This is a genomic window from Solirubrobacter phytolaccae, from assembly GCF_027587195.1.
Classification (GTDB): domain Bacteria; phylum Actinomycetota; class Thermoleophilia; order Solirubrobacterales; family Solirubrobacteraceae; genus Solirubrobacter; species Solirubrobacter phytolaccae.
In genome coordinates this window covers 64,889-76,515 of sequence record NZ_JAPDDP010000012.1, presented here as the reverse complement: position 1 = coordinate 76,515, position 11,627 = coordinate 64,889, and the positions used below count along the sequence as shown (strand labels likewise).

Sequence of the window (11,627 nt, the reverse complement as noted above, 5' to 3'; positions counted from 1 at the left end):
CGGACCGATGTATGGACTTTCAGCCGCGCTGCCGCGCGCGGTACGCCGTGGGCGCTTCTCCGTACGCGCGCCGGAACGTGCGCGAGAAGTACAGGCGGTCGTCGAACCCGGTGCGGAACGCGACCTCGCCGACCTCGAGGTCGCTGAAGCGCAGCAGCCGCGCGGCCTCCAGCAGCACCCGCTCGCGCACCAGCTCCTTCGTGCCCTTCCCGGTCACCGCCCGCAGCGCGCGGGTGAGCGTCCGTTGCGGAACGGCGAGCGCGTCCGCGTAGTGCACGGCGTCGTGGTGGCGGGCGAAGTCGCGCTCGAGCACGGTCGCGAAGCGCCGGAACAGCTCCGTGTCGGCGTCGTCGCGCTCCGCGGTGTCCGCGTCGTACCAGCGCTCGAGCCACAGCAGGAGCGTGAGCAGCAGGTGGCGGGTGATCTCGTCGCGGCGCGGATCGGGCGGGTGGCGCGTCTCGGCGGCGAGCGCGGCGACGACGGCGTCGACCGCGCCCGCGGCGTCCTCGGGCACGCCGATCGTGCGCGTGCCGCGCCGGGCGAGCAGCCAGCCCGGATCGGCGCGCGCGCCCGTGTGCAGCAGCTCGTCCCCGAAGCGCACGACCGCGCCGTGCAGGCCGACGGCGCGCTCGAAGACGTGGACCTGCCCGCGGCCGACGATCGTCACCGTGCCCGGCTGGACCGGGAACGGCTCGCCGTCGATCAGGTGGTGCCCGACACCCGCGTGCGTCCAGAACAGCTCGTGGAAGTCGTGCCGGTGCGGGTGGCGCGGGACCACGACGTTGTGGTCGTGGAAGCGCTCCACCTCGAGCGCGGACGGGCCGAGCGGGTCGAGGGCGATGCCGCGCTCAGACGGGCGCTGCTTCACGCCGGCGCTCGACCTCGACGTTCCACTGCTGGCGGAAGCCGATCATCGCGCTCAGCACCAGCGCGAGCTGCAGCGCCACGAGCAAGACGCACAGCAACCCGAGCACGTCCGAGGCGATCGCCGGGTCGGTGAAGCCGTCCTTCGCGCGGTCGAACCAGGCGGGGGCGGCGACCGTGCCGAAGATGCCGAGGATGATCGCGAGCGCCGCGATCATCGGCAGCGCGCCGCGGCTCCAGCGCGCGACGAACAGGGCGAAGACGACGTACAGGACGATGTAGAGGACCTGCACGGACTTCGCGCCCTCGATCGTGTCCCAGCCGCCGAGCGACACGATCAGCACCACCGCGGCGGAGACCAGCAGCAGCACGATGACCACGAGGCGGGCGAGCTGCGACGACGCCTTGCGGCGGTTGGGATGCTCGATGACCACGCGGTCTTCGTCGGCCATGACGGCGCGACCATAGCGCGAGGGGCGGGCGGCTTGCGCCGCCCGCCCCTCATGCGGTGGAGTTGGAGTTACGGAGCTACGGGCGCTGCTTGCGGCCCCAGCTGGCGCGGCTGCAGGAGCGCCAGGTGGCGCGGTTCATGGCGTTGCTCACTGGACCACCTCGGGAGCTTCGTCGGTGGTGGGCGTGGGTGCGGTCGCGTCGTCGGCGGGCAGCTCGGTGGCGTCGGTCGGGATCGGCGCGTCGAGCGAGCCGGTGTCCTCGGCCTCCTCGGCCGGCTGCACGTACTGCGCGGCCTCGGCGCTGGCGTCCTCACCCGCGCTGGACCAGGTGCTGCGGCTCCAGGTGGAGCGCTGCGGGTCGATCGCGCCGCCCATGGCGGTGCAGGTGCCGCACGACCAGGTGGAGCGAGCCCACGAGGCGCTGAACTGGCCGGGCGCCGAGCTCCAGGTGGAGCGGGTCCAGCGGCTGATGTCGACGCCCGCGCGGTTCGCGTAGTCGATCAGCAGGTTCTTCGCGAGCCGCACGTTGACCGCGGGGACCGCGTTGAGCTGCGTGTAGAGCGCGCGCTCGACGTCGATCAGGCCGGCCGTCGGGGCGTTGCCCGTGATCGGCTTGTCGGTGCCGGCGAGCAGCGCCTTGACCTGGTCGGGCGTGAGCGTCGGACGGGCCTGCAGGAGCAGTGCGACGGCGCCGGCGACGACCGGGGCGGCCATCGAGGTGCCGCCGGCCTTGAAGTACTGGCCGCCGAGCGAGCAGTTCGGGCACATGATCTGGAACGCGCTGCTCGGGGCGAGCACGGAGACCATGTGGGCGCCCGGGGCGACGACCTCCGGCTTGGCGATGCCGTCCTGCGTGACACCGGTCGAGGACCAGTCGGCGCGACCGCCGCGGCCGTTGTTGGCGCTCTCGTCGATGCCGCCGACGGAGATCACGAACGGGTCGTTGGCAGGGGCGTAGCGGACGGCGTCGGCAGCGGTGCCACGGTTGCCCGAGGCGACGACCACGACGATGCCCTTCTGCCACGCGTACTCGACGGCCGCGTCGAGCGGGTCCGTCTTGTAGGACTGCTGGGTGTCCGCGGCGAGCGACAGGTTCAGCACGCGGAGGTTGAACTGGTCCTTGTGGTCGACGGCGAACGCGATGCCGTTGATGACGTCCAGGACGGTGGAGTTGCCGGCGTCGTCGGAGGCCTTGATCGCGATCAGGTTCGCGCCCGGGGCCATGCCGACGTACTTGCCCTTGAACGGGTCGCCAACGGGACGGTGGCTGGAGTCGCCGGCGATGATGCCCGCGACGTGCGTGCCGTGGCCGAAGCCGTCGCCCGGCGTCTTGGCGCCCGGCGAGGTGATGACGTTGGCGACGATCCGCGAGTTGCCCGCGGCGTCCTTGAAGTCGGGCTGGTCACCGGCGATGCCGGTGTCGATCACGCCGACGCCGATGCCGGCGCCCGTGATCCCGCGCTGCCAGAGCTTGTCGGCGCGCGTGGTCTTCGGATAGCTCGTCGCGATGCGGTTCGCGTCGAGGCCGGTGCTGTGCACGCGCGAGTTGAGCGTGAGGCCGACGACGTGCGCGTCCTTCGCGAGGACCTTCGCCTGCTTGGCCGGCAGCTTGACGGCCAGGCCGTGGATGAACGGGACCTTGCTCGTGACCTTGCCGCCGTGGGCGCGGACCAGCTTCGTCGCCGCCTTCTCGCTGAAGGTCGGCTTGAACTGGACGATCGCGGTGACGGTGCGATTCGGCGTCTTGGACGCCGCGGTCGCGAGGCGCGCCTGGGCCGTCGGGACGGCGTGCGCGGCGGTGCTGACGACCGCGAACGGTAGGACTGCGGCAACTGCCGCCACTGCCCACCGGCCAGGCCGGCGGTACTGCATGAGTTGGGACATTCAGGGCACCTCCATGTGCCACTTTCAAAGTCAATTTGAAAGTTGGCGGCCGAGCTATCTCCCTCCGTGGAGACCTCTAGCTTTGCGTCCCCGCCTCGCGACGGGTTTGCCTTTATCAACCCTGTTGAACCGTGTTGTCGGCACGGGGGTGCTGCGACTTAGGCCGAATGGACAGTCGTTCTAGTCCTCCGATCGGTGTAGGGTCGCTCATCGGCTTCGAGATGGGACCCGGCCTGCTGCGTCGCGCCCCGCGTGGGTGGCTGCCGGCCCGTGCGATTTCGCTCAAGCACAGCGTTCGCTCCCACCACTACGGGAGCGAGGGTGCGCCGGAGATCGAGACGACGTTCGCGCTGAGAGTGCGCTGGCGGATCGAGGTGGCTGGGCGCGAGCCGTACGAGGTCGAGGAGCAGCGCGACGGTCCCGCCTGGCTCGCCGGCGGTGGGGTCGGCGGCGGCAACCGCTGGTACAAGGTGCGCGTCCGCCCGCAGTACGGGCTGATGAAGGACGTGCCGGTGCCGTGCTTCGTCAACCCGGCCGACCCGTCGGACCTGTGGATCGACTGGGACGCGGCGTACGACGCCCACGAGGGCGCGTGGGAGCGCGAGGCGCGGATCCGGCGCGCGGTCTCCGACGCCTCCAACCCGTACGACAAGGTGGTCGGACGCTTGACGAACCCGTTCGCCGGGCGCGTGCGAGCCGAGGATGAGGCCGCGGAGGCGGAGGCGCGGATTGAGCGCGAGAAGCCACCACCGCCGGCGGCGCCCGGTCCGCCCGGGCCGTTCGAGGTCAGGCTCGCCGAGCTGGGGCGCATCAAGGACACGGGCCGCAAGACGCGCGCGACCGTGATGGCCCACACGGCCACGCCACGCTCGATGTTCGGCATGCCCGTGGTCATGCTCACGTTCTTCGTCGAGGGCCGGACCGTGGAGTTCGAGCACTGCTACGGCCCCCGCCATCTCAAGCACTACAAGGTCGGCCGCGAGGTCGACGTGTGGATCGACCCCGACAACCCCGACGCGCTCTGCCCAGGACAATGACGGACATTCACCGCTACGACGACGTCGAACCCGACCACGGCCTGCGGGGCGACCCGCTGCACGTCGCGATCATCGAAGCGCACATCGACAAGCACTACGGGCCGGACTCGAAGGTGTGGCGGCACCCGGTCTCTGAGCGGGAGGGCTCGCCGCTCCACCTGCGGATCGTCGAACCGACGGCGGAGCGGCCCGCGATCACTGCGATCACCGTCGGCATGAGCGAGCGGCCGATGGTCACGCCGGACGGCGAGGAGCTCTCCTGCGAGCTCGTGCTCGTCTTCCCGCCTTCGTGGAGCTTCGACACGGAGATCGACACGTGGCCGCTGATGGCGCTGGACCAGCTCGCGCACTTCCCGCACGAGTACAGCACGGTGCTCGGCTTCGGCCACACGATCCAGAACCCGTTCCCGTGGAGCCCGAGCGGGCTCTCCGGGGCGCTGATCGGCGACCAGGTGCTCGCGCCGTCCGAGGAGGCGACGAGCCTCGAGTGGGAGGGCCGCACGATCCACTTCTACGGCGTGTGGTTCCTCTACGAGGACGAGCTGCAGGTCAAGCTCGACCACGGCGTCGAGCGCCTGTGGGACATGTGCGTGGATGCGGGTATCACGGAAGCCGTAGCCGCCGACCGGCCGAGCTTCGTCCCGCCGCGCAAGCGCCGCGGGCTCTTCCGCCGGCGATGACGACCTCGTAACGAGTCGGCGGCGCGGCGCGACTAGCTTCGCCCGCCGTCTGCCATCGACGAGGGGAACCAGTTGAGAAGATCCGCTCGCGCGCTCATCGCGGCGCTTGCTGTTGCCATGTCCCTGCCCGCCTCCGCACTCGCTGCCGACCCCGTCGTCGACGAGCACTTCGACGCCGGCGTCCTTCCCGCCGGCTGGACTGCGCGTGAGGGCACGTGGAGCGTCACCGACGGCCGCTTGGTCGGTCGTTCGACCTCCTCCGCCCAGATCTCGCGGCTGACCTTCGGGCCGCGGTTGGAGAACTACCGCTTCGAGGCGACGGTGCGCTTCGAGTCGCTGGTCAACGGAGACGGGACGCGCTGGACGGCGCTCGGCCTCGACATGCCGCTGGACGGCTCCACGCCGTGGTGGCACGCCGCCATGCGCTCGAACACGACCGCCGCGAACGGGACCGAGCTCGCGCAGCGCACCACCGCCAACGGCTGGAACGTGCCGTCGACCGCCGCCGCGCCGACCGCCGCCGGCACCGGGCGCGACGTGAAGGTCAAGATCGAGGTCTTCGGCGCGAAGGCGCGCTGGTTCTTCAACGGCGTGCTCGTGCAGGAGGCGAAGGTCCTGCAGCGCAGCGCCGACGGCCGCCTCGGCTTCGTGGTCAACGGCGCGGTCGTGTCCTTCGACGATGTCGTGGTCACGCCGCTGGACGCCGAGCCGCTCGTGCGCCCGAACGACCGCACGACGACGCCCGCGATCATCGCCCACCGCGGCTACTCGGCGATCACGCCCGAGAACACGCTGGTCGCGATGGACGCCGGCTCGCGCGCCGGCGCGGACTGGGTCGAGATCGACGTGGCCACGAGCACCGACGGCGTGCCCTACGTCCTGCACGACGACACCGTCGACCGCACCACGGCCGGCACCGGCGCGCTGAACACGTTGACGTCCTCCGTGCTCGACACGCTCGAGGCGGGCGAGTGGTTCTCCCCGGCGCACAAGGGCGAGCCGCTGCCGCGCTTCTCCGCCGCGCTCGACCAGACGCAGCGGATGGCCGCCGACCTGCTGCTGGAGGTCAAGGGCCCGGAGACCCGTGCCCAGATGGAGACGATCATCGGCATGATCAAGGCCCGCGGCCTCGTCGGGAAGGTCCTGCTGCAGAGCTTCGACGAGCAGGTCCTGCGGGATGCGTACGCGATCGAGCCGCAGCTGCGTCTGGGCTTGCTGCGGGGGTCGATCGACGCCGACCCGGTCGCCGTTGCCCGGGGGCTGCACGCCATCGCCTACAACCCGGACTGGAACGCGCTGTCCGCTCGTCGTTCGGTAGTGGCGGACCTGAACGCGGCCGGGGTCGCCGTGATGCCGTACACCGTCGACAGCCCGGACACGTGGCTGCAGATGCGTGACGCCGGCGTCGACGGCATCATCACCAACAAGCCCGGCACGCTCGACGGCTGGAACGCCCGCTACCGGCAGGGCGGTGTCCCGAACGCGCCGAAGGCCGTCATCTCCGCACCCGTCGACGGCGCGGTCCTGACCCGCGGCGAGGTGCTCTCGCTCGCGTTCGACACCTCCGACTCGGTGGCGACGGCTCTGCTGGACGGCAAGCCGGTGGTGGAGGGCGCGGCGCTCCGCGCCGACGAGCTCGCGCTGGGCGCGCACGAGGTGAAGCTCTCCGCTCGTTCCTCGTCGGGTGAGACGGCCGAGGCCGTCGCGCGCTTCACCGTCGTCCCGTCCGCGACCGGTGTCGCCTCGGTGGTCGCCACCAAGCGCGGCATCCCGAACGTCCAGCGCGTCCTGCTGCTGGAGATGGCGTTGTCGCACAGCTGGAAGCGCCTGCTGGATGCGGTCAAGGCCCACGAGTCCGAGCTGGGGGAGACCGTCGCGGCGCTGCTGATCGCCGACGCGACCGCGCTCCGCGCCGCCGAGGGTGACGGCCCGAGCACGCCCGGCGAGCCGATCCAGGGGCCGCCCGGCCCGGTCGGTCCCGCCGGTCCTTCCGGCACCGACGGCGCGCCCGGTCCGGTCGGCGCTGCCGGTGCGGCCGGCCCGGTGGGTCCCCTTGGCCCGGTCGGCCCGCAGGGTCCGAAGGGCGAGAAGGGCGACACGCTCGACGTCAAGGTCACCTGCGACTTGAGCAGCGACGGCAAGTCGATCGTGTGCACGATCAAGACCGTCGTCCCGACCTCGACCTTCAAGGGCACCGCCCGCCTCCAGGGCACCAAGGCCGCCAAGCAAGTGAGCGGGAAGGGCTCGACCAAGTTCCGCCTGAAGTCGGCGAAGCGCCTCAAGAAGGCCCCGAAGGTCGTGTTGACGCTCAAGAGCGGCACGCGCTCGAAGGCCGTCACGGTCCGCGCCCGCTGACCTGAACCACCGGTGTGCCGGCGCTGCCCATTCAGGTAGCGTCGGCACATGCGCGTCCCGCCCGCCCACATCGAGACCACGCCGCAGGGCAAGGTGCCCGTCGACGGCGGCTGGTTCATCCTCAACCTCGGCGAGATGGCCTGGGAGGCCGCCCCGGGCTTCGGCGCCTGGCGCGCCTTCGACGCCCCGGACGCCGACCCCTCCCAGCCCGGCATGGGCCTGCACGTCCACGTCTTCCAGCCGGGCGAGTCCAACGGCTTCTACCACGCCGAAGCCGCCCAGGAGGGCTTCATCGTCCTCAGCGGCGAGTGCCTCGCGATCGTCGAGGGCGAAGAGCGCCGCATGCGTCAGTGGGACTACCTGCACTCCCCGCCCGGCACCGCCCACATCACCGTGGGCGCGGGCGACGAACCGTGCGCGATCCTGATGTTCGGCAGCCCCGACCCGAGTCGAAAGGTCGAGTGGATCGCCGACGAGACCGCCGCCCGCCACGGCGTCAGCGTCGCCACGACCACGAGCAACGGCACCGAGGTCTACGGCGACCTGCCCGAGATCCAGCGCGTGCCGGCGCCGAGCCCGTTCACCTGACAACCCCGAAATGCGGGCGGAGGGACTCGAACCCCCACACCTTGCGGCACCGGCACCTAAAGCCGGCGTGTCTACCAATTCCACCACGCCCGCGGGGCCGACCATGGTACGCGTCATGCCTTCGGGCCCACGTGCTCGTCGAGCAGAGCGACGCTCGTGCGGTGCGAGATCGAGATGTTGCGGCGGTTCGACTTCGTCCAACGGAGGCCGAGTTGGTCGCAGGTCGCGCAGAACAGGCCGCGGATGTCGGCGGAGACGTTCGAGAAGAAGTAGCGCGTGTAGGAGTACTCCGCGACGCGTCCGCTCGGGAGTTTCGTCTTGAACGTGTTCGTCGTCCGGCAACCGTCGGAGTGGATGAGGCCGCGCAGGAACTCCCAGGGGTACCTCGCGACGATCGCGAGCTGCCAGAGCTCCAGCGCGATCGGCCGCTCGTGCTTGCGGCCCCGGGCATGCTGCGGGAAGGCCTCCGGCCAGTTGACCCAGCCCGATTCGATGCGGACAAAGTTGTGCGTCTTGTGCGGGCGGACGCGCGCACGGCGTCCGGGAACCGCGGCCTCGAGCGCGCGGGCGCACTCTTCGATGATCGCGGGGTACCGGCTGTCGCACGTGATCACGAGCTGGTACGCCCGCCCGACATCCGAGACGCAACCGTCGCCGAGGTACCACCCGAAGAGGTACGCATACGCCGCCTTGTCGCCCGGTTCCCATGGCACGAACGTATGTTCGCATGGGCCTCGGATGGAACCGTCTCGCGAGGTCACTACAATGGGCGCCTGGCTAGTCCGAGGGGGACTGGTGTAACGGCAACATCATGGTCTCCAAAACCATTGCTCGAGGTTCGATTCCTCGGTCCCCCGCTCTTTAGCGCGTACCTGCGCCACCTTTGTTCGCCCCGTCCGTTACGACGGGGTGGATGCTGGTTCAGGGCGACCGCTCGATATACCTCACGCCGATGGCAGGAGGAGAGCTGCAACCGGGAACCGTGTTCGCCGGCCACCGGATCGAGACGGTCGCGGGGCGGGGCGGCATGGGTGTCGTGTACCGGGCGACGCAGCTCGCGCTCGACCGCACGGTCGCGCTGAAGGTCATCGCCGGCGGCCTGCTGGAGGACCAGACGGTCCGGGCGCGGTTCGTACGCGAGTCGAAGGTCGCGGCGAGCATCGACCATCCCAACGTCATCCCGATCTACTACGCGGGCGACGAGAACGGGATCGCGTACATCGCGATGCGCTACGTGGCCGGCGACGACGTGCGGAGCCTCGTCAGACGCGAGGGCCCGCTCGCGCCGCAGCGGGCCGCGCACATCACCGCCCAGCTCGGCAGTGCGCTCGACGCCGCGCACAGCGCCGGGCTCGTCCATCGCGACATCAAGCCCGCCAACGTCCTGCTCGGCCCCGAGGACCACGTCTACCTGACGGACTTCGGTCTGACCAAGCACGCGCTGAGCATCGCCGGCTCGACGAAGCCCGGCCACTGGGTCGGCACGCTGGACTACGTCGCGCCCGAGCAGATCCGCGGCGAGCGGATCGACGCGCGCGCCGACGTCTACGCGCTCGGCTGCCTCCTGTATTTCACGCTCACGGGCGAGGTCCCGTTCAAGCGCGAGGGCGACGAGGCGCGGCTGTGGGCGCACCTGAACGACCCGCCGCCGAAGCCGTCCGACCACGGGGCACCAGAGCCGTTCGACGTCGTCGTCGAGCGCGCGCTCGCCAAGGACCCCGAGGAGCGCTACCCGTCGGCCGGAGACCTCGGCCGGGCCGCCCGAGCCGCCGCCGCCAACGAGCAACCGGCACTAAGAGAACGCTTGGTCGCCAAGGGCGCCGCCGCGCCCGTCGAATCACCCACGGTCAGCGCCGCGAAGCCGCAGCCGAACGTCATAGCTCAACCTCAGGATGAGGCTGAGACAAACTACCTCGATCGCTCGAATCCAGGCGGAAAACGCCGCAGCGCCTTGCTCGGTGTCGCGCTGCTGGCCGCGGTGGGCGTCGGGATCGCCGCGGCGGTCGCCTCCGGCATCGGCGACCCCGAACCGTCCGCCACGCCGACGCCCACAGCGACGAAAACCGCCACCGCCACACCCACGACCGAACCCGGCGAGCTCCGGGTCGCGGACGAGTTCACCGTCGGCCGTCGCCCCAACGTCGTGCGCGTCCACGAGGACAACGTTTTCGTCGGCTCCTTCCGCCAGGAACGCCTGCGCATCGTCTCCGCCGAGACGGGCAAGGTCCGCTCGTACTCGCCGAAGATCGGCCTCGGGGTCGACGACGGCGCGTTCGGCTTCGGCTCGCTGTGGCTGAGCGTGGCTCGCGCGAACCGGCTCGTCCGGCTGGACCAGCGCACGGGCAAGCCCCAGGGCGCCCCGATCACCCTGCCCTTCTCGCCCGCCGCGGTCGAGACGGCCAAGGACGCCGTGTGGGTGGCGGTCGTCCCCGGCAACGACGCGCCGGATCAGCTGCTGAAGATCGACCCGACGACCGGCGAGGTCCTCGAGACCGTCGCGTTCCCGTGGGGGATCATGTCGATGACGAGCAGCCCGAGCGCGCTCTGGGTCGCCGCCCGCCGCCGCGCGCGCGTGCAACGCGTGGACCTGGACACGGGCGAGGTGGAGAAGACGATCCGCGTCGGCAACCACCGCAGCGAGGATCTCGTCTACCGCGACGGCGCGCTGTGGGCGGCGGCGCCGCAGGACAACGTGGTCTACAAGATCACGACGGCGACCGGCGACGTGATCCCGATCAGCGTCGGCCAGCAGCCGCGCCAGCTCGCGATCGGCAAGGGCGTGATCTACGTCACCAACTACAGCTCGAGCGACCTCTACACGATCGACGCGGAGCGCTCGCAGGTGGTCGGCGACCCGCTGCGGCTCAGCGTGAACCCGTTCTCGCTCGCGCTCGACAAGGACCGCGACACGCTGTGGGTCGGCAGCCAGCCCGAGAACACGCTCAGCCGCGTCCTCACAGGTCGCGGCGGGTGATCACGCCCGTCCGCAGCGCCTGAAGCGCCAGCGAGGCGCGCTTCTGGTTCTGCGGGAGCGCGTCGACGCCGAAGACCTCGAACAGCGCCCGCAGCGTCGACTTGACGGCGTCGACGCTCACCACGAGCTCGTCCGCGATCTGCTGGTTGGTCGCGGGCGTCGCGTACGTGGAGTCCTTGAAGGGCCGGCACAGCGCGACCAGCACGCGGCGCTGAGCCGGCGTGAGCAGCTCGCCGACGTGCGGGCCCATCGCCGTGACCGTCGGCCGCGACATCGACTCACCGCCGGGCGCGCGGAACGCCAGGGCGACCTCGCCCACGGTCAGCACGTCGCCGTCCTTCAGGCGCTGCCGTGAGGTCACGCGCGCGCCGTTGAGGTAGGTGCCGTTGTGGGAGAGCCCGTCGTCGACGACCGTCCAGTCGTCCCCCATCCGCTCGAGCGCCGCGTGCACGCGTGAGATCTCACTGTCCCAGTCGAGCACCACGTCGTTCGTCGGCCGGCGCCCGATCGTGAGCTGCTCGCCGCCCGGCGCGAGCTCGACGATCACCTGCAGGTCGTTCGCGTCGCGGTAGACGAGGAAGGGCGTGCCGCGGCGCTCGGCGGCGATCCGCTCCTTGAGGTCCTGGGGCGTGGCGACGTGGGCGTCGAGCGGTGAATCGGGCACGTGACGGAGCGTAACCGTGAGCGCCCCGCGAATGTGGGCCACCAAGGGGTGGGAGCGGGGTCCACCTCGGGGGTGTGCGGTCCCACCCTTGGCGCGTAGGCGACATGCCGCCGGTCCGGGAACGTCTGG

At 71.0% G+C, this 11,627-nt stretch carries 10 protein-coding genes, 2 tRNA genes and 1 riboswitch; of the genes, 6 read left to right on the top strand and 6 right to left on the bottom strand.

Annotation, left to right across the window (positions count from 1 at the left end; genetic code table 11):
- Positions 1 to 19 precede the first annotated feature (19 nt).
- The 3 genes from OJ997_RS37460 to OJ997_RS08815 form a co-directional block, all read right to left on the bottom strand.
- Complete coding sequence (locus tag OJ997_RS37460; RefSeq protein ID WP_270024704.1) at positions 20 to 868, bottom strand: helix-turn-helix transcriptional regulator; 849 nt, start codon at positions 866 to 868, stop codon at positions 20 to 22.
- Positions 849 to 1,316: a hypothetical protein gene (locus OJ997_RS08820; RefSeq protein WP_270024703.1), complete on the bottom strand. Its 468-nt coding sequence runs from the start codon at positions 1,314 to 1,316 to the stop codon at positions 849 to 851. Before OJ997_RS08820 ends, OJ997_RS37460 begins: the two co-directional genes overlap by 20 nt.
- A 147-nt stretch (positions 1,317 to 1,463) precedes the next feature.
- The gene (locus OJ997_RS08815) at positions 1,464 to 3,158 is read right to left on the bottom strand and encodes a S8 family serine peptidase (RefSeq protein ID WP_270024702.1); all 1,695 of its coding nucleotides are present in this window, start codon (positions 3,156 to 3,158) and stop codon (positions 1,464 to 1,466) included.
- An 83-nt stretch (positions 3,159 to 3,241) separates the two neighbouring features.
- A riboswitch (cyclic di-GMP riboswitch) is annotated at positions 3,242 to 3,321 on the bottom strand.
- Between the two features lie 100 nt (positions 3,322 to 3,421).
- Here OJ997_RS08815 and OJ997_RS08810 point away from each other — a divergent pair.
- From OJ997_RS08810 to OJ997_RS08795, 4 genes are all read left to right on the top strand, one after another.
- Entirely contained in the window at positions 3,422 to 4,237 is an 816-nt protein-coding gene (locus OJ997_RS08810; RefSeq protein ID WP_270024701.1) for a DUF3592 domain-containing protein, read from the top strand.
- Positions 4,234 to 4,917, top strand: a complete 684-nt coding sequence (locus OJ997_RS08805) for a suppressor of fused domain protein (RefSeq protein WP_270024700.1) — start codon at positions 4,234 to 4,236, stop codon at positions 4,915 to 4,917. The genes OJ997_RS08810 and OJ997_RS08805 overlap by 4 nt, the downstream gene beginning before the upstream one ends.
- Before the next feature lie 117 nt (positions 4,918 to 5,034).
- Positions 5,035 to 7,272 carry a glycerophosphodiester phosphodiesterase gene (locus tag OJ997_RS08800; RefSeq protein WP_270024699.1) on the top strand — a complete coding sequence of 746 codons (2,238 nt, stop codon included), beginning with the start codon at positions 5,035 to 5,037 and terminating at the stop codon, positions 7,270 to 7,272.
- A 48-nt stretch (positions 7,273 to 7,320) separates the two neighbouring features.
- Positions 7,321 to 7,860, top strand: coding sequence for a cupin domain-containing protein (locus OJ997_RS08795; RefSeq protein ID WP_270024698.1), 540 nt, complete (start codon positions 7,321 to 7,323; stop codon positions 7,858 to 7,860).
- A gap of 11 nt (positions 7,861 to 7,871) precedes the next feature.
- Here OJ997_RS08795 and OJ997_RS08790 read toward each other — a convergent pair.
- Both OJ997_RS08790 and OJ997_RS08785 read right to left on the bottom strand, forming a co-directional pair.
- Positions 7,872 to 7,953: transfer RNA gene (locus tag OJ997_RS08790), tRNA-Leu, on the bottom strand.
- Positions 7,954 to 7,973: 20 nt separating this feature from the next.
- Positions 7,974 to 8,573, bottom strand: a complete 600-nt coding sequence (locus OJ997_RS08785; RefSeq protein ID WP_270024697.1) for a hypothetical protein — start codon at positions 8,571 to 8,573, stop codon at positions 7,974 to 7,976.
- Positions 8,574 to 8,646: 73 nt separating this feature from the next.
- Between OJ997_RS08785 and OJ997_RS08780 the strand changes: the two genes are divergently transcribed.
- Both OJ997_RS08780 and OJ997_RS08775 read left to right on the top strand, forming a co-directional pair.
- Positions 8,647 to 8,717, top strand: a tRNA-Trp gene (locus OJ997_RS08780).
- Between the two features lie 56 nt (positions 8,718 to 8,773).
- Complete coding sequence (locus OJ997_RS08775) at positions 8,774 to 10,834, top strand: serine/threonine-protein kinase (RefSeq protein WP_270024696.1); 2,061 nt, start codon at positions 8,774 to 8,776, stop codon at positions 10,832 to 10,834.
- On the opposite strand, the gene OJ997_RS37455 is transcribed toward OJ997_RS08775, so the two are convergent.
- Positions 10,815 to 11,498, bottom strand: a complete 684-nt coding sequence (locus tag OJ997_RS37455) for an FHA domain-containing protein (RefSeq protein ID WP_270024695.1) — start codon at positions 11,496 to 11,498, stop codon at positions 10,815 to 10,817. The two genes, OJ997_RS08775 and OJ997_RS37455, sit on opposite strands and share 20 nt — an antisense overlap.
- Between the last annotated feature and the right edge of the window lie 129 nt (positions 11,499 to 11,627).